This window comes from Comamonas sp. Z3 (genome assembly GCF_008121565.1).
Taxonomy (GTDB): Bacteria; Pseudomonadota; Gammaproteobacteria; order Burkholderiales; family Burkholderiaceae_C; genus Comamonas; species Comamonas brasiliensis.
In genome coordinates, this window is the sequence record NZ_VOQU01000002.1 from 131911 (window position 1) to 157052 (window position 25142).

The 25142-nt window shown below is 64.4% G+C and carries 17 protein-coding genes; all 17 read left to right on the top strand.

Annotated elements, in window-relative coordinates; all coding sequences use genetic code 11:
- Positions 1 to 181 precede the first annotated feature (181 nt).
- The 17 genes from FSY59_RS05290 (at position 182) to FSY59_RS05370 (ending at position 25119) form a co-directional block, all read left to right on the top strand.
- The gene (locus FSY59_RS05290) at positions 182 to 1366 is read left to right on the top strand and encodes an LLM class flavin-dependent oxidoreductase (RefSeq protein WP_050871746.1); all 1185 of its coding nucleotides are present in this window, start codon (positions 182 to 184) and stop codon (positions 1364 to 1366) included.
- 47 nt (positions 1367 to 1413) lie between these two features.
- Complete coding sequence (locus FSY59_RS05295; RefSeq protein ID WP_148728629.1) at positions 1414 to 3000, top strand: ABC transporter substrate-binding protein; 1587 nt, start codon at positions 1414 to 1416, stop codon at positions 2998 to 3000.
- Complete coding sequence (locus FSY59_RS05300; protein WP_148728630.1) at positions 2997 to 4529, top strand: amidase; 1533 nt, start codon at positions 2997 to 2999, stop codon at positions 4527 to 4529. Before FSY59_RS05295 ends, FSY59_RS05300 begins: the two co-directional genes overlap by 4 nt.
- Positions 4526 to 5764: an acyl-CoA dehydrogenase family protein gene (locus tag FSY59_RS05305; protein ID WP_148728631.1), complete on the top strand. Its 1239-nt coding sequence runs from the start codon at positions 4526 to 4528 to the stop codon at positions 5762 to 5764. The genes FSY59_RS05300 and FSY59_RS05305 overlap by 4 nt, the downstream gene beginning before the upstream one ends.
- A 41-nt stretch (positions 5765 to 5805) precedes the next feature.
- The gene (locus FSY59_RS05310; protein ID WP_148728632.1) at positions 5806 to 7431 is read left to right on the top strand and encodes an ABC transporter substrate-binding protein; all 1626 of its coding nucleotides are present in this window, start codon (positions 5806 to 5808) and stop codon (positions 7429 to 7431) included.
- Positions 7432 to 7462: 31 nt separating this feature from the next.
- Positions 7463 to 8548: an ABC transporter substrate-binding protein gene (locus FSY59_RS05315; protein ID WP_148728633.1), complete on the top strand. Its 1086-nt coding sequence runs from the start codon at positions 7463 to 7465 to the stop codon at positions 8546 to 8548.
- Positions 8545 to 9441 carry an NAD(P)H-binding protein gene (locus tag FSY59_RS05320; protein WP_148728634.1) on the top strand — a complete coding sequence of 299 codons (897 nt, stop codon included), beginning with the start codon at positions 8545 to 8547 and terminating at the stop codon, positions 9439 to 9441. The genes FSY59_RS05315 and FSY59_RS05320 overlap by 4 nt, the downstream gene beginning before the upstream one ends.
- 122 nt (positions 9442 to 9563) lie before the next feature.
- Positions 9564 to 12437: an Hsp70 family protein gene (locus tag FSY59_RS05325; protein ID WP_148728635.1), complete on the top strand. Its 2874-nt coding sequence runs from the start codon at positions 9564 to 9566 to the stop codon at positions 12435 to 12437.
- Between the two features lie 195 nt (positions 12438 to 12632).
- On the top strand, positions 12633 to 13661 hold the full coding sequence (locus FSY59_RS05330; RefSeq protein ID WP_043376045.1) for a tripartite tricarboxylate transporter substrate binding protein: 1029 nt from the start codon (positions 12633 to 12635) through the stop codon (positions 13659 to 13661).
- A 63-nt stretch (positions 13662 to 13724) separates the two neighbouring features.
- Positions 13725 to 14099: a DUF2809 domain-containing protein gene (locus tag FSY59_RS05335; RefSeq protein ID WP_019042728.1), complete on the top strand. Its 375-nt coding sequence runs from the start codon at positions 13725 to 13727 to the stop codon at positions 14097 to 14099.
- A gap of 6 nt (positions 14100 to 14105) precedes the next feature.
- Entirely contained in the window at positions 14106 to 15437 is a 1332-nt protein-coding gene (locus FSY59_RS05340; protein ID WP_255439179.1) for a nitrate regulatory protein, read from the top strand.
- A 253-nt stretch (positions 15438 to 15690) separates the two neighbouring features.
- Complete coding sequence (locus tag FSY59_RS05345; RefSeq protein ID WP_003058866.1) at positions 15691 to 16962, top strand: CmpA/NrtA family ABC transporter substrate-binding protein; 1272 nt, start codon at positions 15691 to 15693, stop codon at positions 16960 to 16962.
- Positions 16963 to 16989: 27 nt separating this feature from the next.
- Positions 16990 to 17982: a nitrate ABC transporter permease gene (ntrB, locus tag FSY59_RS05350; RefSeq protein ID WP_043370815.1), complete on the top strand. Its 993-nt coding sequence runs from the start codon at positions 16990 to 16992 to the stop codon at positions 17980 to 17982.
- A gap of 108 nt (positions 17983 to 18090) precedes the next feature.
- Complete coding sequence (locus FSY59_RS05355) at positions 18091 to 18903, top strand: ABC transporter ATP-binding protein (protein ID WP_003058864.1); 813 nt, start codon at positions 18091 to 18093, stop codon at positions 18901 to 18903.
- 289 nt (positions 18904 to 19192) lie between these two features.
- Positions 19193 to 21661 (top strand): nitrite reductase large subunit NirB, encoded by a 2469-nt coding sequence (nirB, locus tag FSY59_RS05360; protein ID WP_255439180.1) that lies wholly within the window; start codon positions 19193 to 19195, stop codon positions 21659 to 21661.
- A gap of 23 nt (positions 21662 to 21684) precedes the next feature.
- A complete protein-coding gene (nirD, locus tag FSY59_RS05365; protein WP_003058862.1) occupies positions 21685 to 22083 on the top strand; it encodes a nitrite reductase small subunit NirD in 399 nt (132 codons plus the stop codon).
- 174 nt (positions 22084 to 22257) lie between these two features.
- Positions 22258 to 25119 (top strand): nitrate reductase, encoded by a 2862-nt coding sequence (locus FSY59_RS05370; protein WP_148728637.1) that lies wholly within the window; start codon positions 22258 to 22260, stop codon positions 25117 to 25119.
- Positions 25120 to 25142 lie beyond the last annotated feature (23 nt).

Consider the following 25142-nt stretch of genomic DNA (forward strand, 5'->3'; position numbering starts at 1 on the left):
AGGCATGAGTGTTCGAATTTTCTTGAGAGGCAAGGGCTTGGCATATTTCTGAATATGTAAATGCGAAATTATTGCTAGGGATATCAGGGTCGTCATGTGATTATTGGAAGGCGCTGTGATTCGGTATTTTCATTTCTATGAAAAGTATCTGCGTCACATATCAAGACCCCATGGCTGATCTATGACTTCTGCATTACGACCTGGCTCTCTCGTGGATTGGGAGCATTTCCCTTCACCTCTTGAATATTCCGAAAGCCCGCTTTCCAAGGCTTTCAATCAGCCGGTTCTGCTCGGCCTGTTTCTGCCCATACAGGCCGGTGGCTGGAGTGCTTCGACCCTGCCGCGCAGCACCGACTGGAGTTTTGACTACAACCGGGATCTGGTGCTTCATGCCGAGAAGCTGGGGTTCGACCTGGTGTTTGCCTTGTCGCAATGGCTGCCCAAGGGCGGGTATGGCGGAGTCTTCAATGGCCAGGCGCTGGATTCGTTTGCCACGACGGCGGCACTGACTTCTGTCACCAGCCGCATCATGCTGATCTCGACCATCCACGTGCTCTACGGACCTCTGCACCCCCTGCATCTGGCCAAGTGGGGCGCCACGCTGGATCACATCTCGGGAGGGCGCTGGGGCATCAATGTGGTGACGGGTCATCGCGAGGTGGAGCACAAGATGTTCGGCTGGGAGCAGATCGAGCATGACCAGCGCTATGCGCTGGCTTCGGAGTTCATCGAAGTGGTGCAGCGCCTGTGGGCCGATGAAGAGAATTTCTCGTTCTCGGGCCGCTCGCCCTGGAGGCTGGGCGGCGGCTTTGTGAGTCCCAAGCCGCGCTATGGCCGGCCGGTGCTGGTCAATGCCACGGGCTCGGAGGCGGGCATCGAATTCGCGGCCAGATACTCGGACCTGATTTTCATCACCAGCCCTGGCGCCTCGGACTTCGCGCGCGCCATCGAAGTGCTGCCCGACCATGCGGCGCGGGTCAAGCAGGTGGCGCGCAACGCGGGGCGATCAGTGCGCACCTTGCTCAATCCCATGGTGATCAGCCGTGAGACCGAGAAGGAGACCTGGGCCTATCACGATGCCATCGTGGCCCATCAGGACCTGCGCACACCGGAGGGCTTCAACAGCCACAAAAGCGATGCCCATGCCTGGAAGGGCCGTGCAGGTCTTGATGAGCCCAAGCGTCGGGCCATAGGTGGAAACATCGAAGTCATCGGCACGCCCGAGCAGGTGGTCGAGCAGTTCGTGCAGCTCAAGCGTGCAGGCATTGACGGCCTGCAGCTGAGCTTCTTCGACTTCAAGCCCGATCTGGAGTTTTTCGGTGATCGCATTCTGCCGCTCATGAAGCAGGCTGGTCTGCGCTTGTGAGCGCCGCCGTTCTGCATCGTCCTTCCTCTTTCTTGCTGATCTCTCCCATGCATACCATTTACAAGCCCATGTTCTGGGCTCTGCTGTCCGTGATTACTGCGGGCGCCCATGGCCAGACGCCGGCCACACCCGTCAAAGGGGGCACGGTGACTGCGGTGGTCGCCCAGGAACCCACCTCGCTGGTATCGTTTCTGGACACCAAGACCGACAACCGCGATATCAGTGCCAAGATCACCGAAGGCCTGTTGCGCTATGACGCTCAGTTCAAACCCCAGCCGTTGCTGGCCACATCCTGGAGCATCAGCGCTGACGGCCTCAGATACACCTTCAAGCTGCGCCAGGGAGTGAAGTTCCATGACGGCCAGGATTTCAGCTCGGCCGATGTACGCTATTCGCTGCTGACGCAGAAAAGGCTGGGGCCGCGCGGCCGCATCACGCTGCAGAGCCTGGAGCGTGTGGATACGCCAGATCCCCACACGGCCGTGCTGGTGCTCTCCAGACCGGCGCCTTTTCTGCTGAAGTCGCTGTCGTCGGCAGAGCTACCCATCGTTGCGGCCCGGCGCTACGGCGATGCAGATCCGCTGGCAAGCCCCAACATCACGGCCCCCGTGGGCACCGGTCCCTTTGTGTTCGAGCAATGGGTGCGCGGCAGCCATGTGATCCTCAAGCGCAATCCGAACTACTGGCGCCAGGGCGTGCCCCATGTGGATCGCGTGGTCTTCCGCTTTGTCCGCGATCCCTCGGCGATCTCTGCGGCCGTGGAAACAGGCGAGGCCGATATCGCCCAGAACCTGAGTCTGGCCGATCTCGGACGCCTGCTGCAAAAGCCCGCGCTCAAGCTGGACGCCAGCTATGACGCCTTTCTCAACAATGCGTCCTTTCTTGAATTCAATGTAGAGAACCCGGCTCTGGCCAAGGCCGAGGTGCGTCATGCGATCGCGCATGCAGTGGACCGCCAGTTCATCGTCAACAACGTCTACTACAAGCAGGCGGAACTGGTGAACTCGCCGATTCCCAAGGTGCTCGCCGGCTATTACGACGACAGCAGCTTCAAGTATGGCTTCGATGTGAGCCGCGCCAACCAGCTGCTTGACGCGGCAGGTTACCCACGCCAGGCCAGCGGCCAGCGCTTCAGCCTCAGGCTCAGCTATATCCCAGGTGCCCAGTTCAAGCAGACGGCAGAGTACCTGCGCTCCGCACTCAACCGCGTGGGCATCAAGGTGGACATTCTCGATGGCGATCTGCCGACTTTTCTCAAGCGCGTCTATACGTCACGCGAGTTCGATCTGAACATCAACGGCCTGGGTCGGCTGTTCGATCCCTCGGTGGGGGTGCAGCGCATCTACTGGTCCGACGGTATCAAGAACCCACTGATCTGGATCAACGCCTCCCACTACAACAACCCACAGGTTGATGAGCTATTTCGTCAGGCGGCGGTCGAGGTGGATGAGACCAAGCGTGCCGCACAGTTCCGCCAGATCCAGCAGATCGTGGGACGGGATCTGCCCGTCTATCCGCTGGCCACCGTGCCATCGGCACTGCGCGTGCACAGCACCCGCGTCCACGGGCTCAACAACAGCATCGACCTGACGGCAGGCGACTTCTCCGATCTCTGGCTGGAGCCCCGCAAATGACGGCCGTGAATCTCTCCCTTCCCACGCCGGCCGATGACGGGCTTGAATCCCTGGTCTTTGCCAGTGCACGCGAGCAGGCCCAGGCCCTGGCCGACGGCCGGGTCACGGCCGTGGCGCTGCTGGAGCAGGCGCTGGCGCGCATGGAGTGTCATGAGGCACAACTCAATGCAGTGCCCGTGCGCGCCGTGGCCCAGGCTCGCAGCGATGCGCTGCAGGCCGATGCCGCCTTGCAGCGCGGCGAGCGCAGACCGTTGCTGGGCGTGCCCATCACGGTCAAGGAGAACTTCGACGTGGCCGGCCTGGCCACCACCGTGGGCAACCCCGACTTCCAGGACAATATCGCGCGCCAGGATGCTTTGGCCGTGGCTGCGCTGCGCGCGGCGGGAGCCGTGCTCATCGGCAAGAGCAATGTGCCGCATTCCCTGGCTGATCTGCAAAGCTACAACACCATCTACGGCACCAGCCGCAATCCCTGGGATCTGCAGCGTACGCCGGGCGGATCTTCGGGTGGCGGCGCGGCTGCCGTGGCTGCAGGCTATGTGGCTCTCGAGTTGGGCACCGACATAGGTGGCTCGGTACGCATACCCGCGCATTTCAACGGCATCTTCGGGCACAAGACCAGCTATGGGCTGATCTCCATGCGCGGAGCCGGAGCGCCCCAGGGGCGCTTCAGTGCACGTGATCTGTCGGTGGCCGGGCCGCTGGCGCGCACCGCACAGGATCTGGAATTGGCACTGGACCTGTTGCTGAACCTTGATCCGCTGGAGGCCAAGGGCTGGAAATTCACGCTGCCACCGGCGCGCCACCGGCAGCTCAGGGATTTCCGCGTACTGGTGATCGACGCCTGGCCCGGGACCGATCCCAGTCTTTCCGAGCAGCTCGTCATGGATCGCTTGCTCCGGCGGTTGCAAGCCGAGGGCGTGACGCCCGTGCTATGGCGCGATCTTCCGGCAGCACTGCGCCCCGACCTCGGGGAGCAGCACCGCACCTATCGCAGCCTGCTGGGCGCGTCGGTGGCGAATCCGCCGCCGCTGTCGCCGGCCCAGCGCAAGCGCCTGGCCGAGTTGGCGGCGGATGATCGCAGCGCCGAGGCGGCCTTGCTGCGAGCGCCCAGCCTGCCGCATGCGACTTGGCTGCAGGACAACGAGCACCGCCATGCCCTGCGCCATCAGTGGGAGCAGCTGTTCACCCACTTCGATGTGCTGCTCAGCCCCGTCGCCCCCACGCCGGCCTTTGCGCACCAGCACCAGGAGCCCAAGGAGGAGCGCCGCTTTCCGGTGGCGTATGCCGACGGCATGCGCCAGCTGGGGTTTCGCGAGCTCTTCAACTGGGCGGGACTGCCCGTACTGCCCGGCTTGCCGGCGACCAGTTTCCCGCTGGGCCTGGACGACGACGGACTGCCCGTCAGCGCACAGGCCGTGGGTCCGTATCTCGAGGACCGCACCACGATCGCTTTTGCCCATGCGTTCGAGCTCGCGCATGGCGGCTTTGTGGCACCGCCGCTCCACAGCCTGGAGGTCGTGGCATGAGCGAAATTGTGCAAATGGAGCGCGGGCATCTCTCGCCTGCCCAGGCCAGGGGCGCAGCACCGCTTGGCGTGACCGCGCTGCAGGCGCCGGAGCTGGTGGCCAGAGCCGCAGCGCTGGCCGTGCAGCTGGCCGCGCTGGCCGCTGATCACGATAGCAGCGGCGCACCGCCCGCGCCGCAGTTTGCGTTGCTGCACGAGGCCGACCTGCTGCGCCTGACGATTGCGAAAGAGGCTGGCGGCCATGGTGCGGGGCTGGCGACGGCACGCGCCGTGGTCGGAGCCGTGGCCCAGGGCGATCCTGCGGTGGCGCTGATTCTGTCCATGCACTACAGCATGCATGCGGCGATAGCGCGCTCCCAGCAGGCGGGTTCGGGGGAATGGTCTGCGGCACTGGCGACCGAGCTGATTGCTGCCAGTCTGCAAGGGCCTGCGCTGCTCAATGCGGCCCAGGTGGAGCCTGAGCTGGGCTCACCCTCCCATGGCGGTTTGCCTGCGACAAGGGCCCGGCGTGTGCAAGGGGGCTGGCAGCTCAGCGGGCACAAGATCTATGTCACGGGCGGGCCGTTGCTGGCATGGATCAGCGTGCTGGCGGTGACCGACGAGGATAAGCCGCGCCTGGGCAGCTTTGTGCTGCCGCGCGGCACGCCGGGCTCGCGTCTGGTCGAGACCTGGGACCCCATGGGTATGCGTGCCACGGTCAGCCAGGATTTGCTGCTGGAAGAGGCCTGGGTGCCCGACCACCATGCGGTGGGCCTGCGCCCGGCCGCTCAGGGCCTGCAGCGCGAGGCGCATGGTATTGCCTGGTATTTCAGTCTGGTGGCCAGTGTCTACGATGGCGCGGCGCGCGCTGCACGCGACTGGCTGGCCGACTTTCTCAATCACCGGCGCCCCAGTGCACTGGGCGGTGCGTCCCTGGCTTCGCTGCCCACGGTGCAGGAGAAGTTTGGCGAGATCGAAGTGCTGCTGCAGGCCAGTGACTGCCTGCTGGACAGCCACGCACGCGCCTATGACGCGGGCTCTGCTCCCGACGGGCTGGCGGCAGTGGCCAAGCATGTCGCCGTGGAAAACGCCGTGCGTGCCGCCACGCTGGCTCTGGAGTTGGCCGGCAACCATGGTCTGGCGCGTCGCAATCCGCTCGAGCGCCATCTGCGCAATGTGCTTTGCAGCCAGATCCATTCACCGCCCAACAACCTGATTCGCAGCAATGCCGGCCGCGCAGGCCTGCAGCGCCGCTAGAGCGCGCTCTCCGTCTGTTTTCCACTCCGACTGCCTTCACCATGTCCGCTGATCTCGACTCTTCTCCGGCCTCGCGCCGCAGCTTTGTGCTGGCCGCCGCAGCCTCCGGCCTGTCCTCCATCGTTCCCTCGGTCGGCTGGGCCCAGCAGGAAAAGCCGCAAAAAGGCGGCACGCTGACGCTGCTGCTGTTTCCCGAGCCGCCGACATTGACCACAATTGCACATACGGCGGGTTCGTCAGTGACGATCTCGGGCAAGGTCACCGAGGGCTTGCTGACCTATGACTTCAACCTCAACCCCCAGCCCCAGTTGGCGGTGTCGTGGACCATCAGCCCCGATGGCCTGCTCTACAGCTTCAAGCTGCGCCAGGGTGTGAAATGGCATGACGGCAAGCCGTTCACGTCGGCCGACGTGGCGCATTCCATCGCCTTGCTCAAGGAGTTCCATCCGCGTGGTCGCGCCACTTTTGCCAGCGTCTCCGAGGTCCAGACACCCGATGCGCACACCGTGGTGCTCAAGCTAAGCAAGCCGATTCCCTATCTGATCACGGCGCTGGCGGCCTCGGAATCGCCCATGGTGCCCAAGCATCTGTATGCCACGGGGCGTGCCGATGCCAATCCGGCCAACAATGCACCGGTGGGGACCGGGCCTTTCGTGTTCAAGGAATGGGTGCGCGGCAGCCATGTGATTTACGAGCGCAACCCCCATTACTGGGATGGCGACAAACCGTATATCGACCGGCTGATCGTACGCTTCATTCCCGATGCAGCGGCACGCACGGCAGCGATTGAAAGCGGGCAGGTGCAGATCGCTCCGAGTTCGCCGGTGCCCTTCTCCGAAGTCGATCGCCTGCGCACCAAGCCCGGCCTGAGCTTCGAGACTCGGGGTTATGAATACATCAACACCGTCTATCGTCTGGAGTTCAACCTGGAGCACGAGGCCTTGAAGGATCTGCGCGTGCGCCAGGCCATTGCCCACGCGATCCAGCGCGAAAACCTGCTCAAGGTCGCCTGGTACGGCCAGGGGCGGCTGACCTCGGGGCCGGTCCATCCCGCCCTCAAGAAATTCTATGTGCCCGACCTTCCCCTGCTGCCCCATGACCTCAGGGCTGCCGAAAAGCTGCTGGACGATGCCGGGCTGCGGCGCGGCAAGGCTGGTGGCAATTGGCGCATCAGGCTGCATCTGACGCCGATTCCCAACGAGGGCGGCCAGCGTACGGCAGATTTTCTCAAGCAGGCCCTGGGGCGCATAGGCATTGACGTGCAGATCAACGGCCAAGACTTCGCCACTTACATCAAGCGCGTCTACACCGATCGTGCTTTCGATCTGCATGTCAGCGCCATGAGCAACACCTTCGACCCTACCGTGGGCATACAGCGGCTGTACTGGTCAAAGAACTTCAAGCGCGGCCTTCCTTTCTCCAATGGAGCCCACTATGTCAGCCCCGAGGTGGACCGCTTGCTGGAGTCCGCAGCCGTCGAGGTCAACGAGCCGCAGCGCATCCGCGATATCGCCGAGTTCCAGAAGCGCATCGCCCTCGATCTGCCGGACATCACTCTGGTCGCGCCGCATATCTACACCATCGTCGACAAGCGTGTGCGCAACCACACGGTGGGCGCCGACGGCGTGGCCGGAAATCTGGCAAGCGTGTGGCTTGCGGCGTCCTGATTCTTTCACCGTCTCAATCAAGGAGAAACGCATGAGTTCCACCCACAGCACGGCGGCTCAGCCGCAATCCCTCTGGTATACCCGCTGCCCCGTGCCGTCCCCGCTGGGGATTGCCGCGCAGCAAGGCTGGCTGCAGTCGGCCTTTGCTGAGCTGGGCATTGGTGTGGAGTCGATTTTCGACTCCAAGGACCGCAGCGTGCGAGAAAGCCATTTCGACCATCATCTGTCATGGTCCTTCCGGCAGGGCGGCAATATTCCCCCGATCTGGGCGCGCGCCAAAGGGCGCGATACCCGGCTCGTCGCCATCACCTGGACCGACGAATTCCAGGCGCTGATCACGCTGCCTAGTCGCGGCATTCATGCGCCCGAGCAACTGGTCGGCAGGCGCTTTGGCGTACCAGCCCGCGTCAATGACCTGATCGACTTCCACCGCGCTACGGCACTCAAGGGGCTGGTCTCCGGCCTGTCGCTGGCGAGCCTCAGCCATCGCGATGTGGAGCTGGTCGACCTGGTGATCGAGGAGTCCATCATCCAGGAGCAGGGTACGCCCAGCCTGTTCGGTCTGCGTCGCCGCCACCCTTATTTCCGCGAAGTCGAGGCCCTGGTGCGCGGCGAAGTTGATGCGATCTTTGTCAAAGGTGCCGAAGGGGTGTTGGTGGCCAATCTGATTGGCGCCCAGATTGTCAGCGAGTTCGGCCGTCACCCCGACCCGCGTGTGCGCATCAACAATGGCACGCCACGTACGCTGACCGTGGATGCAGCCCTGGCCGGGCAACGCCCCGACCTGGTGGTGGAACTGCTGCGCGTGGTGCAGCGCGCAGGCCGCTGGGCCGAAGCCCATCCCGACGAGACGCTGCGCTTTGTAGCAAGGGAGATCGCCACCAGCGAGGAGGCGATCCTGGCTTCCAATGGGCCCGATGTGCACCGCCATCTGGACATCAGCCTGAAGCCAGAGCTGATTGATGCCATCGGCTATTTCAAGGACTTTCTGCTCGAATGGGGATTCCTTGCAGCTGACTTTTCCCTCGCGGACTGGGTGGACCAGAGGCCGTTGGCCGCCTTGCTCGCCCAGCAGTCCGCTGCTGCCGAGTGGCCCGAGGTGGCTGTCAGCGCATGAGCAAGAGAGCAGAACCCAGAGTTCTGGTCAGCGGTGCCAGTGGGCGGCTGGGGCAGTTGCTGGTGCCGCGTTTGCTGGCACGCCATGCGCGTGTGCGCGTGCTGGTGCGCTGCGCCGCCACGGCACGCTCGCTATGGGGTGATGCGGTGGAGATTGCAGAAGCCAGCTTCGATGAACAGGCCTCCTTGTGCGAGGCCACGGCCGAGGCGGACAGCCTGTTCCTGCTTTCGCCCATAGGCCCCGCGCTGGCCGCGCAGCAGTCGCGCGTGATCGAGGCCGCGCAGGCCGCCGGTTTGTCTCATATCGTCAAGCTTTCGGGTTCGGACTGGACGATAAAGCCTTCTGGTCTCTCGCTGTCTGGCGATGCCCATGGCCATGTTGAGCAGTTTTTGCAGGACAGCGGCATCTCGCATGTGGTGCTGCGCCCCAACGCCTGGATGCAGGTGGGCCTGAGCCGGGTGGCCGGCGATCTGCGCGAGGGCGATGTGATCCGCTGCCACCATATCGGCGCCGCTGTGTCCTATATCGATGCCAGGGACATTGCCGACGTGGCCGTGCAGGCGCTGCTCAATCAGAGGCTGGTGCGCCAAATGCGCGAGCGCGCGCCCGGCCCGTGGGTGCTGACAGGTGGGCATGCGGTGGGCGCGCAGCAACTGGCGCAGATCGCCTCGCACCACCTGTCCCGGCAGATTCGGGTGGAGGCGCCATTGCCTGCGCTTGCGCAAGACCCGTTCATTGCTCGGGTGCATGGCCAGTTCTTTGCTCTGATGAGCGAGGGACATGCGGCCGCGGTGACCGATACCGTCAGACTTGTGCTGGGGCGCGAGCCACGCAACGTGGCGGATTTTCTGGCCGAACAGCTGCGTGCAGTGCCTATCGCTCCATTGTCCTGAGCAGGATCCGATACCGCAGGGATGGCGGGCTGCTCGTACCATTTCGCAATGCTTCTTGCATAGAGTTGCTACGATCAAGAATCCGGATGGCGTTTTCCGGGTTCTGCGTTTTTCGGCTCTCTATGAATTTACCGTCTCCCCTCTATGTCATCGGCATCGACCTGGGCACCAGTCACACGGTCGTGGCAAGCGTTGCGCTGGACGGTGCGACAAGCGATATCGCACTGCTCGACATTCCCCAGCGCAGCACGGCAGGCGAGGTCGTGGCCCAGCCGCTGTTGCCTTCGGTGCGCTACCAGGCGGCAAAGGGCGAGCTGGGCGAGGCCTGGCGGCAGCCCTGGTCGCCGCAGGGCGCAGATGCAGCGGCGCCTGCCGTCATCGGCCGCTGGGCGCGAGATCTGGGAGCAGCCGTGCCGGGGCGGCTGGTGGCCAGTGCCAAAAGCTGGCTCTCGCATACCGGTGTGGATCGCACGGCCGCCATCCTGCCCTGGGGGGCCGGCGAGGACGTGGCCAAGATATCGCCGCTGGCGGCCTCAAGCTCCTACCTGGCCCATGTGCGAGCAGCATGGGACCAAGCGCATCCCGAAGCGCCGCTGCACCAGCAAAGCGTGGTGCTGACGGTGCCTGCTTCATTTGACGAGGGCGCACGTGCGCTGACGCTGGAGGCCGCACAGATGGCGGGTCTGCCGCACGTGCAGCTGCTGGAGGAACCCAAGGCCGCGTTTCACGACTGGCTGGTGCTGCAGGGCGATGAGCTGGCCGCGCAACTGGCGGACAGCCGGCTGGTACTGGTGGTGGACGTGGGCGGGGGAACTACCGATCTGACGCTGATCCGCGTGGATGCATCGGCCGACGGCGGCCTGCCCACGCTGACGCGCACGGCCGTCGGCGAGCACCTGATGCTGGGTGGCGACAACATGGATCTGGCGCTGGCCCATCAGCTTGAGACGGCGTTTGCGGCCAAGTCCGGAGAGCAAAACCAGAGACTGTCCGCACAGCGCTTTGCCCAGTTGGTGCAGCGCTGCCGCATGGCCAAGGAGCAGTTGCTGGCGCAGAACGCGCCAGAGCAGATCGGCATTACCTTGCTGGGGGGCGGCAGCAGGCTGCTGGCAGCGACTCAAAGCGTCACGCTGACCCGCGAGCAGGTGCGGCAGTCGGTGGTCGACGGCTTTTTGCCGGTCGTTCAGATCAGCGATATGCCCGCCAGGCGGCAGGGTGCGCTGCGCGGCTTTGGTCTGCCCTATCCAGCCGATGCGGCCATCAGCCGTCATCTGGCGCAATTTCTCGTCCAGCATGCAAGCGGGGGGCTGCCCGATACCGTGTTGCTCAACGGCGGCGTGTTCCATGCCCATGCCATGGTGCAGCGTCTGACGGAACTGCTTGGCCGATGGCGCGGCAGCCCGGTGCGCGTGCTGCACAACCCGCACCCGGACTGGGCCGTGGCGCGCGGTGCGGCGGCCTATGGGCTGGCGCGCCATCAGGCCGAGCTGGTGGCGGCTCAGATTGCTGCACCCAACCGGCCTGAAGCACGGGCCGGGCAAGCGTCAGCAGTGGTCAAACCCGTGGTGCCGCGCATTGGCGGCGGTTCGGCGCGCAGCTACTGGCTGCTGCTGCCGGGCAAGAAGGGCGAGGCTCCGCAAGGCCTGTGCCTGCTGCCGCGCGGTACGGAAGAGGGCGTGCGCATGGTGCTCTCGGGCCGGCGCTTTGCGCTCAAGCTGGGCCAGGCCGTGCGCTTCAATTTGCTGGCCAACAGCCAGAGCCATGTACCTGCGCAGGCCGGCCAGATTGCAGCGCTGGCCGGCGATGGCTGGGTGGAGCTTCCGCCCCTGGCCACGGTGCTGCCCGCGCCCGAAGGCCGGGCTGCTGCCCAGGTAGAGGTGCAGCTGCAAGCCTGCATGAGCGAGGTCGGCACGCTGGAAGTGCGCTGCGTGGCCGTGCAGGACGCGGGCCGGTCCTGGTTGCTGCCATTCGCCGTGCGCGGTGCAGCGGCTTCTGAAACCATCGCTGACAACGAAGATGCACAAAGCGCTGAGGGCCAGAAGCAATCAGATTCCTTGCTGGCCAGGCTACCCGAAGCCGTGGCCCTGGTGGACCGCATCTTCGGCACGCAGGCGCAGGCGGTGACGACCCGGGAAGTGCGCCAGCTGCGCCAGTTGCTCGAAAGAATCCTCGGCCCGCGCGAGGGCTGGGAGCTGGGCCTGCTGCGAGCCCTGTTCGATGCGCTGCTGGCCCGTGCCAGGCGCCGCCGCCGCACGGCCGACCATGAGCGCGTCTGGTTCAACCTTGCAGGCTGGTGCCTGCGCCCAGGAGTGGGGGCGGAACTCGATGGCTGGCGCATAGACCAGGTCTGGGCCTTGTATGGCCAGGGCCTGGGTCATGCCAAAGAGGCCGCCAACTGGACGGAGTGGTGGGTGTTCTGGCGCCGCGTGGCTGCGGGTCTGAACGAGGCCCGGCAGATGGAGCTGCTCGAAGACGTGGCCGGCCATATGCAGAAGGCCGTGCAACAGAACACGCGCGGCAAATCCAGCCATGGCAGCTATGACGACATGCTGCGGCTGTTCGCGGCCATGGAGGCCGTGCCCTGGCAGTACCGCCAGGAAATGGGGCAGTGGATGCTGCAGCGCCTCAGGCGCGAGGATGAAACAGTGCAGGCCTGGTGGGCCATAGGCCGCCTCGCGGCACGCCAGTCGCTGGCCGCGAACGCCCATCTGGTGATGCCGCCCGAGGCGGCGCTGGAGTTCCTGAACGCCACGCTGGCCCAGGACTGGCGCAGGAACGAAACCGCGATGTTTGCCGCCGTGCAGATGGCCCGCATGACGGGCGACCGCGCGCGTGACCTGCCCGATGCCATCAGAGCGCAGGTGCTGGAAAAGATGCGCAACAGCGGTGCGCCCGAACGCTGGATGACCATGGTCGAGCAGGTGGTGCAGATGGAGGCCGAGGATCACAAGCGCAGTCTGGGCGACAGCCTGCCGCCGGGCCTGGTGCTGTTGTGAAGAGTCCGTGCCGCTGCGGGCAGGTTTTGGGTCACGGCATTTGCAGGAGGCAGCCCCTGCCAAAGACGATGGCCGAACAGTGAGTGCCGTTCAGGTCGCCTGGTCAGTGATGCAAGAATGGCTTGTTGCATGGGACGACAGGTCGGCGTGGAGGGCTGGCAGCATCCATGTCCACCACCACAGGAAATTATTGCCATGAAGTTTGAAGAAGCTGCGCGCACCGAGGCTGTGCAAAACGCTGTTTTTATCTCCGGAACCCGACGTCGCCCGCTACTGCTGGCGGCACTGGCTGCCGTGGTGGCCGCTCCTCTGACGCAAGCATTGGCGCAGGGCGGCAACTGGCCCACCAAGCCGATTACCTTTGTCGTGCCCCAGGCACCGGGCGGTGCCAACGATGTGATTGCGCGAGCCGTGGCGCAGGGGTTGGAGAATTCGCTGGGCCAGCCCGTCATCGTGGAAAACCGCGCCGGTGCCAACGGCAATCTGGGCACGGGCCAGGTGGCGCGCAGCGCGGCCGACGGCTACACCTTTCTGGTGACGGCGCAAAGCGCCTACACCATCAATCCGGCGCTTTATTCCAGGGTGCCGTTCGATCCCATCAAGGATTTCACTCCCGTGATGCAGCTGGCCGTCGCGCCTTATCTGCTGGTGGTGAATCCGAACTTTCCGGCCAAAAATCTGGACGAACTGGTGGCCTATGCCAAGGCGCATCCAGGCAAGGTGGAATACGCTTCTGCCGGCAATGGCACGCTCAACCATCTGTTGGGCGAGATGCTGAAAAAGCAGAAGAACGTGAGCCTGCTGCATGTGCCTTACAAGGGGGCGTCGGCAGCCGCCACCGATGTGGTGGCCGGCCAGTTGCCGGTGACCTTTGGCAGCTTTCCCGGCGTGATGCCTTTTGTCAGCAGTGGCAAGCTGCGCGTGCTGGGCGTGGCGTCCGACAGGCCGACATCGCTGGCACCCGAGATACCCGTGCTGGGCAAGGGCCTGGCCGTGATCAGCTGGTACGGCTTGTTTGCACCGGCCGGTACGCCGCAGCCGGTGGTGGACAAGCTCCATCAGGCAGTGCAGACCGTGCTGGCCAGGCCCGAGATGGCAGAGCGCCTCAAGACTCTGGGCGCCGAGCGCGTGGAGTCCACGCCGCAAAGCTTCAAGGCCATGCTGCCGGCCGAGCTGGCGTACTGGAAGCAGGTGGTCAAGGACTCCGGCGCGCATATCGACTGAGGGGACGACAGCTTGTTGATACATCTGGCCGCTGGCGGATCCTTTCGTCGCTCACGGACGGGGTTGACCCTGCTCATTGTGGCGGTCATCGCCATCGGGCTGGCCTCGCGCCGGGGCTACGTGCCCTTTCCCGCCGTGCTGGGCAACTATCCGGGCGATGCGCTCTGGGCCTGGGTGGTGCTGCTGTGCGTGGCCTGGCTGCGGCCGGCCATCACGTGCGGCAAGCTCATGGCCTGGACCCTGGTCATCGCCTTTGCCATCGAGTTTCTGCAGCTCTATCAGGCCCCCTGGATGCAGGCCCTGCGCGCCAACAAGCTGGCCTATCTGGTGCTGGGCAATGGCTTCGATCCCCTGGATCTGCTGGCCTATGTCGTGGGAATCGGTGTGGGCGCCATGGTGGACCAGCTCTGGCAGAGGCGGCAGCGTCGCCTCGCCTGAGATGGCATGAATCGTGCTGATCGTCGATGGCATCAACATGACGACAAGCACTACCCCATGAAAACGCCTCTGCACTATCTGGTGGCTGCAAGGCAAAGCGAGATTGCCGAGCTGGAGCAGATCAGCCGCGCCAGCAGCCTGGTGGCGAGCATGTCCGAGCTCGTCCATGCGCTGCAAAAAGAGCGCGGTCTCTCGAATATCTTTCTGGTCAGCGGCGGCGCACAGGCGCAGCAGAGCCTGCTCGACCATGGCCTTCATGTGGACCAGGTCATGGGGCGGGTCTGTCTCGCCCTTGAAGAGCTGGGCGCGCGGGCGCCGGGTGCGCATGGCGCTCGCTTGTTCAATGCGATCGCCAATGCGCTGCAAGGCTTTGAAGCCCTGCCGCTGCTGCGCCGTCGGCGCAATGCGCTGCAGCTGAGTGCCGAGGACTGCACGCAGGCGCTGATCCGCATGATTGCGGCCTGCCTGACCGTGGTGTTCGAGGCGGCGGACAGCGCTTGCGATCCCGATATCGCGAAATTGCTGGTGGCGGTGTTTCATTTCATGCAGGGCAAGGAGCTGGCGGGCCAGGAGCGCGCCACAGGGGTCGCGGCGTTTACCGCAGGGGTCGGCAGGACAGAGCGTCAGCGCCATTGGCTGCATCTGATCGAGTCGCAGGAGCGCTGCTTTCAGGTGTTTGCAGACTTCGCCAGCCCCTCGGGGATGGAGCGCTGGCAGCAGCAATGCGGGGCCTGTCCCGATATGACGGTGATCGAGCGGCTGCGGCGCCTGGGCTGCACGGCCGGGGACGGCATGGCGCTGGACTGCAGCCTGAGCTCGCCATGGTTCGAAGCCTGTTCCAGCCGGCTCGATGCCATGCACCAGATTGAGGCATTCCTGGCCGAGGAGCTGCAGGCCCAATGTCTGCGCAAGCTGGAGCAGGCCGGTGCCGCTCTGAGTCAGCAAAAGGCGCTGCTGGAGATGCAGCCGCAGCCTGGGACTCGCGCCGAAGCGGCTGCAGCCTTTCTGGGAGCCACGCAGCCAGCCGCCTTCTTGCCTGCTGAGGGCGCATACGGGCTGCAGCTCGAGAAGAGCATCGTCTTGCTGGTGCAGGAGCAGTCCATGCGCCTGCAGGACATGCAGACCGAAATCGACAAGGCGCGCGCCACGCTCAAGGAGCGCAAGACCATAGAGCGGGCCAAGGGCGTGCTGATGAACTACCGCCAGCTCAGCGAGGGCGAGGCCTACAAGCTGATCCGCCAGACGGCCATGAACCAGAACCGGCGCATGCTGGATGTGGCCGAGGCGATTCTGGCCACAGTGGACCTGCTGCCTGGCAGCACCAATTCATCGCTTTGACAGCGTTGTGTTTGTTGCGCTGCACCAAATATGGGCCAAAAACCGGGGGGCAAAGCCTGCTCCACCTCTGATCAGGGGCTGGCATGGTTTGTGCATGACTGTTGATGTCAAGCAGACCAAAGGCGGTCGCGCTTAAAGCGTTATTACGAGTGACCTGGGACAACGGCGTCCTTTTCTCCTCACACCCGAGGAGGGAAGGGCGCCTTTTTGTTTTCCGGATCGCCTTCACCACGATTCTTGATGGAGTTTTCTCATGAGCCAGCGCCTTTCTTCGACTACTGCTCCCGCGCCGGAGCCCGTATCTGCCGGTGGCCGGCGTGAGTTTCTGCGCGTGGCCGGTGCCGCGGCACTCTATGGCACGCTGGGCCACCATGGCGCCTGGGCCGCAGGCTCCGACGCGCCGGAGAAGAAAGAGGTCAAGATCGGCTTCATCCCGCTGACCGATTGCGCCAGCGTGGTCATGGCCTCGGTGCTGGGCCTGGACCAGAAATACGGCGTGAAGATCGTTCTCAGCAAGGAGGCGAGCTGGGCCGGCGTGCGCGACAAGCTGGTCAACGGCGAGCTGGACTTCGCCCATGTGCTCTACGGCCTGGTCTACGGCCTGCACCTGGGCGTGGGCGGCCCCAAGAAGGACATGGCCGTGCTCATGGGGCTGAACAACAACGGCCAGGCGGTCACGCTGTCCAAGGCCCTGGCCGACAAGGGGGCGGTCGACGGAGCCAGCCTGGCCAAGGTCATGGCCAAGGAAAAGCGCGAATACACCTTCGCCGGCACTTTCCCCACCGGCACCCACGCCATGTGGATGCATTACTGGCTGGCGGCAGCAGGCATCAACCCTTTGTCCGAGGCCAAGCTGATCACCGTGCCGCCGCCCCAGATGGTGGCCAATATGCGTGTGGGCAATATGGATGGCTTCTGCGTGGGCGAACCCTGGAACCATCGCGCCATCATGGACGGCATAGGCATCACGGCCAATACCACGCAGGACATCTGGAAGGACCATCCCGAGAAGGTGCTGGGCACCACGGGCGAGTTCGCGCAGAAGAATCCCAATACCTGCCGCGCCGTGATGATGGCGATTCTCGAAGCCGGCCGCTGGATCGACGCCAGCCTGCAGAACAAGACGAAGATGGCCGAGACGGTGGCCCAGAAGTCCTATATCAATACCAGCGTGGACGCCATCAACCAGCGCATTCTGGGGCGCTACCAGAATGGCCTGGGCAAGACCTGGGACGACCCCAACCACATGAAGTTCTTCAACGACGGGGCCGTGAACTTCCCCTATCTGTCGGACGGCATGTGGTTCCTCACCCAGCACAAGCGCTGGGGTCTGCTCAAGGCCCATCCCGACTATCTGTCCGTGGCCAAGCAGATCAACCGCATCGACCTCTACCAGCAGGCGGCCAGCCAGCTCAAGGTCAGTGTGCCCAAGGATGTGCTGCGCAGCAGCAAGCTCATGGACGGCGTGGTCTGGGATGGCAAGAACCCGGCCCAGTACGCTGACGGTTTCAAGATCAAGGCCTGAGGCCGCCCCACCTAACGGAGAGACATCATGGTCAGTGCCGCACTTCATTCGCCGCTGGAACTCGATCCCCCGCATGACCCCCAACTGGCCGCTCTGGCCGCCAACGATGCACAGCTGGAAACTGCAGAAAAGACCGCTGGCAACGCAGATATTTCAAGGGCTGAAGTGAAAAAAGATACCGGTGTCGTCAGGGCATCCCCGGCGGTGATCTCGACCCCGCCCGGCCACTGGCGCCGGCACGCGGAAGCGTTTGCCGGCCAGGTATTGCCGCCGCTGCTGGGGCTGGCGCTCCTGGTCGGCCTGTGGTCGCTGGTCTCCAGCACCACCGGCAAGAGCATTCCGACCCCGGCCGAGACCTGGGAACAGGCCTTGCAGGTGTTCAGCGATCCCTTCTACCGCAACGGACCCAATGACCAGGGCGTGGGCTGGAACGTGCTGTCCTCGCTGCAGCGCGTGGCCCTGGGTTTCGGTCTGGCGGCACTGGTCGGCATCCCTTTGGGGTTCGTGATCGGGCGCTTCAGCTTTCTGTCGCGCATGTTCAACCCCTTGATCAGCCTGCTGCGTCCGGTGTCGCCGCTGGCCTGGCTGCCGATAGGCCTGCTGGTGTTCAAGGGCGCCAATCCGGCAGCCATCTGGACCATCTTCATCTGCTCGATCTGGCCCATGGTCATCAACACCGCCGTGGGCGTGCAGCGTGTGCCCCAGGACTATATGAATGTGGCACGCGTGCTCAATCTGTCGGAGTGGAAGATCGCCACCACCATTCTGTTTCCTGCGGTGCTGCCCTATATGCTGACCGGCGTGCGCCTGGCCGTGGGCACGGCCTGGCTGGTGATCGTGGCCGCCGAGATGCTGACTGGCGGCGTGGGCATAGGCTTCTGGGTCTGGGACGAGTGGAACAACCTCAATGTCAAGAACATCATCATCGCCATCTTCGTGATCGGCATCGTGGGCCTGGTGCTGGAGTGGGCCCTGGTCAAGCTGGCCTCGGCCTTTACGTTTGAAGAGGTCAAGACTTAACCCACCCCTGAGCCGCGCCTTCGGGCGCGTCACCCCCTCAAGGGGGCACCACCGGTGGCCCGGCAAAGCCGGCGCCACGGTGGCCTCGGAAAAAACAAGGAGTACCTCATGCATACATCTCTCAGCACCAAGTACATCGAGATCCACGGGGTGGAGCAGACCTTCAAGACTGCCAAGGGACTGTTTCCCGCACTGCGCGACATCAATCTGAACATTGCCAAGGGCGAGTTTGTCAGTCTCATCGGGCACTCGGGCTGCGGCAAGTCGACACTGCTCAATCTGATTGCCGGCCTGACCGTTCCCACGGGCGGTGCATTGCTGTGCGCCAACAAGGAAATCAAGGGCCCTGGCCCCGAGCGTGCGGTGGTCTTCCAGAACCATTCGCTGCTGCCATGGCTGACCTGCTGGGGCAATGTGCATCTGGCCGTGGAGCGCGTCTTCGGCAAGCGCGAAACCCGGGCGCAGCTGGCGCAGCGCACCGATGCAGCGCTGGCCATGGTGGGGCTCAGCCATGCGGCGCAAAAGCGCCCCGGAGAGATCTCGGGCGGCATGAAGCAGCGCGTGGGCATTGCCCGCGCCCTGTCCATGGAGCCCCAGGTGCTGCTCATGGACGAGCCCTTCGGTGCTCTCGACGCCCTCACGCGTGCCAAGCTGCAGGACGAGTTGCTGGAGATCGTGGCACGCACCCAGAGCACGGTGGTCATGGTCACGCATGATGTGGACGAGGCCGTGCTGCTGTCCGACAAGATCGTGATGATGACCAACGGGCCTGCGGCCACGATTGGCGAGGTGCTGCATGTGGCGCTGCCACGCCCGCGCAGCCGGGTGGAACTGGCCGAGGATGCCCGCTATCAGAGCTACCGCAAGGCGGTGATCGACTTTCTCTACACGCGCCAGGGCCACGTGGAGAAGGCGGCCTGAGCCTTTTTGATTTCAAGCTGCATGGCGCCTTGGGGCGCCATGTTTGTTTTGCACAGCAATAAAGCGGCCATGCACAAAAGCAGTGCATGCCGCAGGATGGAATAGTCTGTGCAGGCTGAGAAAAGCTGGCACAGCAATTGCGTGTTGTTCAGCGTGGCCAAGGTGGGTCACCGGGGGATGGTGCAAGGCTGGACCAGAACCCACAGACAAAGACGTCTACGCGTTCATGCAAGTCATGAAGCGCGCAGACGTCTTTTTTTTGGCTTTGCAAATGCCCACGGGGACTCAGATGAAAAAATCCAAACTGGTCATGATTGGAAACGGAATGGCAGGCGTGCGTGCGCTGGAAGAGCTGCTGGCCATTGCCCCCGATCTGTACGACATCACGGTCTTCGGCGCCGAGCCGCATCCCAACTACAACCGCATTCTGCTGTCGCCCGTGCTCGCCGGCGAGCAGACGCTCGGCGATATCGTGCTCAACGACTGGTCCTGGTACCAGGACCACCATATCCTGCTGCACGCCGGCTATACCGTGACGGCCGTCGACCGGGCCCGACGCACCGTGCATGCGGTCAATGCCCAGGGCGAGAACGCCAGCGCCGAGTACGACCGGCTGATCATGGCGACCGGCTCCAAGCCCTTCATCCTGCCCATTCCCGGCAAGGACCTGAAGGGCGTGCTGGCCTACCGCGACATTGCCGACACCGAGGCCATGATCGAAGCGGCAAAGACACTCAGGCATGCAGTGGTGATCGGCGGTGGCCTGCTGGGACTGGAAGCGGCCAACGGCCTCATGAAGCGCGGCATGCAGGTCACCGTGGTGCATGTCGGCGACTGGCTGATGGAGCGCCAGCTCGACGATCAGGCGGGCCGCATGCTGCAGAAATCGCTGGCCGAGCGCGGCATGCAGTTCTGCATGCAGGCGCAGACGCAGGAGCTGCTGGGCGATGCCGGCGGCCGCGTGCGCGCCGTGCGTTTCAAGGATGGCAGCGAGATCCCGGCCGAACTGGTGGTGATGGCCGTGGGCATTCGTCCCAGCACCGAACTGGCCGAGTCCATGCATCTGCATGTGAGCCGCGGCATCGTGGTCAGCGATACGCTGCAGACCGTGACCGATCCGCGCATCTATGCCGTGGGCGAATGCGCGGCGCACCGAGGCATTGCCTACGGACTGGTGGCGCCCCTGTTCGAGCAGGGCAAGGTACTGGCCAACCATCTGGCGGAGTTCGGCATCGGTCGCTATCTGGGTTCGCTGACCTCGACCAAGCTCAAGGTCACGGGCATCGATCTGTTCTCTGCAGGCGATTTCCAGGGCGGCGGCGATACCGAGGAAATTCTCATGAGCGATCCCTACGCGGGGGTCTACAAAAAGCTGGTCATCAAGGATGACAAACTGGTCGGTGCCTGCCTGTACGGCGACACGGTGGACGGCAGCTGGTACTTCAAGCTGCTGCGCGAGGGCCGCAGCGTGGCCGATATCCGGGACAAGCTGATGTTCGGCGAATCCAATCTCGGCGATACCGGCCACCAGGGGCAGAGCAAGGCCGCGGCCATGGCCGATGGCGACGAGGTCTGCGGCTGCAACGGCGTGACCAAGGGCGCGATCTGCAAGGCCATCAAGGACAAGGGCCTGTTCACGCTCGACGATGTGCGCAAGCACACCAAGGCCAGTGCCAGCTGCGGCTCCTGCACCGGGCTGGTGGAGCAGATCATCATGTTCACGGCCGGCGGCGATTACTCGGCGGCCCCCAAGACCAAGGCCATGTGCGGCTGCACCGACCACGGGCACCAGTCCGTGCGCGATGCGATCCGCGAGCACAAGCTGCTGAGCACCGATGCGGTGTTCCGCTTCATGGAGTGGCGCACGCCCAATGGCTGTGCCTCCTGCCGCCCGGCTGTCAACTACTACCTGATCAGCACCTGGCCCAAGGAAGCCAGGGACGACCCGCAAAGCCGCTTCATCAACGAGCGCAGCCATGCCAACATCCAGAAGGACGGAACCTACAGCGTGATTCCGCGCATGTGGGGCGGCGAGACCACGGCCTCCGAGCTGCGCCGCATTGCCGATGTGGTGGACAAGTACCAGATCCCCACCGTGAAGGTCACGGGCGGTCAGCGCATCGATCTGCTGGGCGTGAAGAAGGAGGATCTGCAGGCCGTCTGGAACGATATCGGCATGCCCTGCGGCCATGCCTATGCCAAGGCACTGCGCACGGTCAAGACCTGTGTGGGCAGCGAATGGTGCCGCATGGGCACGCAGGACAGCACCCAGATGGGCAAGGACCTGGAGCGCGCCATGTGGCGCATGTACGCACCGCACAAGGTGAAGTTCGCGGTCAGCGGCTGCCCGCGCAACTGCGCGGAGTCCGGCATCAAGGATGTGGGAATCATCGGTGTGGACTCGGGCTGGGAGATGTATGTGGGCGGCAACGGTGGCATCAAGACCGAGGTTGCGCATTTCTTCACCAAGCTCAAGACCGCCGAAGAGGTGATGGAGTACACGGGCGCCTTCATGCAGCTGTACCGCCTGGAAGGCTGGTATCTGGAGCGCACGGTGCACTACATCAATCGCGTGGGCCTGGACTATGTCAAGCGACGCATTCTCGGCGATGCCGAGGGCCGCAGGGCGCTGTGGGAGCAGCTGCAGTTTGCACTGGACGGCGAGCCCGATCCCTGGTTCGAAGCCGACAAGGCGGCCGTGGATACGCGCCAGTTCCAGCCACTGACTGCGGCGCACACCGAAAGCGCCGGCGTCTGATCACAAGCACCGAGGAGCCAGAAATGAGCGAATGGATTTCTATCTGCACGATGGACGACATCCCCGTGCTGGGAGCACGCCGCGTGGCGCGCGCACAAGGGCTGGATGTGGCCGTGTTCCGCAATGCCGACGACGAGGTGTTCGCGCTGCTGGACCGCTGCCCGCACAAGGGCGGCCCGCTGTCGCAAGGCATTGTGTTCGGGCGCAGCGTGGCCTGCCCGCTGCACAACTGGACGATTGCGCTGAGCTCCGGCGAGGCGGCGGCGCCCGATGAGGGCTGCACGCCCTATTTCAGCGTGCGTGTGCAGGACGGCGAGGTGCAGCTGCGCGCCGACGAACTGGCCAGCCGCGCCCTGGAGCAGACCCGCCCGCATGCCGGTCCCGCACATTGCGCGGGTAAATCCGGCTGCGCCACGGCCTAGTGTCTCTGTTGATATGAAATGAATAGCTGCATGCGCTTATTCAGAAGGCGTTACAGCATGATTTCACTGAAAGTCTGCCATGTGTGAGACCCAATCCAGCTGCCCTTGTTGCCGTGTGGGCTGCGAACCCGATTGTTGCGGTGAATGTCAATTCCGCATCTTCTGGGGGACACCATGAAAGAAACCAAGTCCACCTGTCCCTATTGCGGTGTCGGCTGCGGCGTGATCGTCGAGTCCGACGGCCTGCAGATTACCGGTGTGCGTGGCGATCCCGAGCATCCTGCCAACTTGGGCCGCCTGTGCACCAAGGGCAGCACCCTGCATCTGACGGCCGCGCCCGCCTATGCCCAGCAGGCCCGTTTGCTGCAGCCCATGCGCAGGCTGGAGCGTACAGCCGTACCGCAGGCGGTCAGCTGGGATCTGGCACTGGACGAACTGGCCGGGCGCATCGCCCGGATTCATGCAGCCCATGGTCCCGACGCGCTGGGTTTCTACCTCAGTGGCCAGTTGCTGACCGAGGACTACTACGTCTTCAACAAGCTGGTCAAAGGTCTGCTGGGCACCAACAATCTCGACACCAATTCGCGCCTGTGCATGAGCAGCGCCGTGGCCGGCTACAAGGCCACGCTGGGCGCCGATGCACCACCGGCCTGCTACGAGGACATCGATCTGGCCGGCTGCCTGTTCATCACGGGCAGCAATATGGCATGGGCGCATCCCATTCTGTTCAGGCGTGTGGAAGAGGCCAGGGAGCGCAATTCGCAACTCAGGATCATCGTGGCCGATCCGCGCCGTACCGAGACCGCCGAGCTGGCCGATCTCTATCTGCCGCTGCAGCCGGGCAGCGATGTGATGCTGTTTCACGGTCTGCTGCACATCATGCTGTGGGAGGGCTGGACGGACAGCGCCTTCATCGCGCAGCACATCAGCGGCTTTGCAGCGCTCAAGGAACTGGTGCGCGAAGCCACGCCCGAAAAGGTTGCTGCCCTCTGCGGCCTGCCAGTGGCGGACCTGTACCGGGCAGCGCGCTGGATGGCGCTGGGCGGTGCCGAGGAGCCGGCGGACGTGCGTCGTCCCACGCTCAGCCTGTACTGCCAGGGTCTGAACCAAAGCCGCAGCGGCACGGCCAACAATGCGGCACTGATCAATCTGCATCTGGCGACGGGCCAGATCGGCAGGCCTGGCGCCGGGCCCCTGTCACTGACGGGCCAGCCCAATGCCATGGGAGGGCGCGAGGTGGGCGGGCTGTCCAATCTGCTGAGCGCGCATCGTGATCTTTCCAACGCAGCGCACAGGGCCGAAGTGGCGCGGCTATGGGGTGTGGAGTCGATTCCGCAGCAGCCAGGCAAGTCCGCGCTGGAGATGTTCGAGGCCGCCGCCGACGGCCAGATCAAGGCCTTGTGGATTGCCTGCACCAATCCCGCGCAAAGCATGCCCGAACAGGCCATGGTGCGCAGGGCGCTGGAGCGTGCCGAGCTGGTGGTGGTGCAGGAGGCTTTTGCCGCAACCGAGACCACGGCTTATGCCGACTGGTTGCTGCCCGCTTCCACCTGGGGCGAGAAGCTGGGCACGGTCACCAACAGCGAGCGACGCATCTCGCGGGTGCGCGCTGCCGTGGTCGCGCCGGGGGCGGCACGCCATGACTGGCAGATAGGCGTGCAGCTGGCGCGGCGCCTGGAGCAGCATCTGCGGCCCTCGCTGCCAAGCTTGTTTCCCTATGACACTGCGAATGCCGACGCGGGTGCCGAAGCTGTCTGGAACGAGCATCGCGAGTCCACACGCGGGCGCGATCTGGATATCACGGGTCTGAGCTGGGCGGTGCTGGAGGTCAAGGGACCGCAGCAATGGCCCATGCCTCAAGGCGCGAGCCAGGGGCGGCAGCGTCTGTATGGCGATGCGGTGTTTGCGACCGAGGACGGGCGCGCATGCTTTGATACCCAGCCCTGGCAGGCGCCAGCCGTGCCGCGCGATGCGCGGCATCCGTTCAGTCTCAACACCGGCCGCCTGCGCGATCAATGGCATGGCATGACGCGCACCGGCCAGCTGGGGCGCCTGTTTGCCCATGTCAGCGAACCGCAGCTGCAGGTCAGTCCCCAGGACATGCAGCGCCTGCAGCTGCAGGATGGCGATCTGGTCCATGCCTCCAACCGCTATGGCGCCATCGTGTTGCCCGTTCAGTCGGACCCGGGCTTGCAGCCCGCACAGCTCTATCTGCCCATGCACTGGGGCAGCATGTACCTGAGCGGCATGGGCTCCAAGGGGCAGCGGCTTGCGGGCGTCAACGCCCTGACCACGCCCGAGCGCTGCCCGCGCTCCAAGCAGCCCGAGCTCAAGCATGTGGCCGTCAGGCTGCTCAAGGCCGAGCTGCCCTGGACCTGTCTGGGCATGGCCTGGCTGGATGAGCAGGATGTGCAGTCGGTTCGCCAGGCCTTGAGCGAATTGATGGCCGAGTTCGACTTTGCCAGCTGTGTGCTGTTCGGACGCGCCGTACCGCTGGAAAAAGCGGATCAGGGCCGCACCGGCGTGCAGTTCCGCGCGGCGGCCTATGCGCAGCCCGGCGCCGAGGTGCTGGCGCGGCTGCATGGACTGCTGCGGCTCGATGGCCCGCAGGCCATGCGCTATGCCGACGCGCGTCGCCAATGCAGCCGTGCCATGGCGATTGGCCGTCAGACCGGGGAGCCCAGGCTCGATGCCTTTTTGCTCTGCGGCGACGCCAGCGCCGGTCGCTGGCTGGGACCGGTACTGCGCGACGAGCAATCGGTGCAAAGCTATGGGCGCCTATTGCTGTCCTCGGGGGCCAGGCCACCCGCCGCCATGCCGGCCCGGTCGCCACAGATCTGTGCCTGCATGAATGTGGATGAGGCCCGCATCAACTCGGCACTGACCGCGTGCGAGGGCTCTGCCGACGAGCGGCTTGCGCAGCTCAAGTCTTCCCTGGGTTGTGGCACGCGCTGCGGCTCCTGCATCCCCAGGATCAAACAACTGGTGCATGCGACGCCTGCGCCGCAGTCGGCAGCCCTGCCGGTTGCCACCTAGATTTCGATGTCCGGCAATGCACA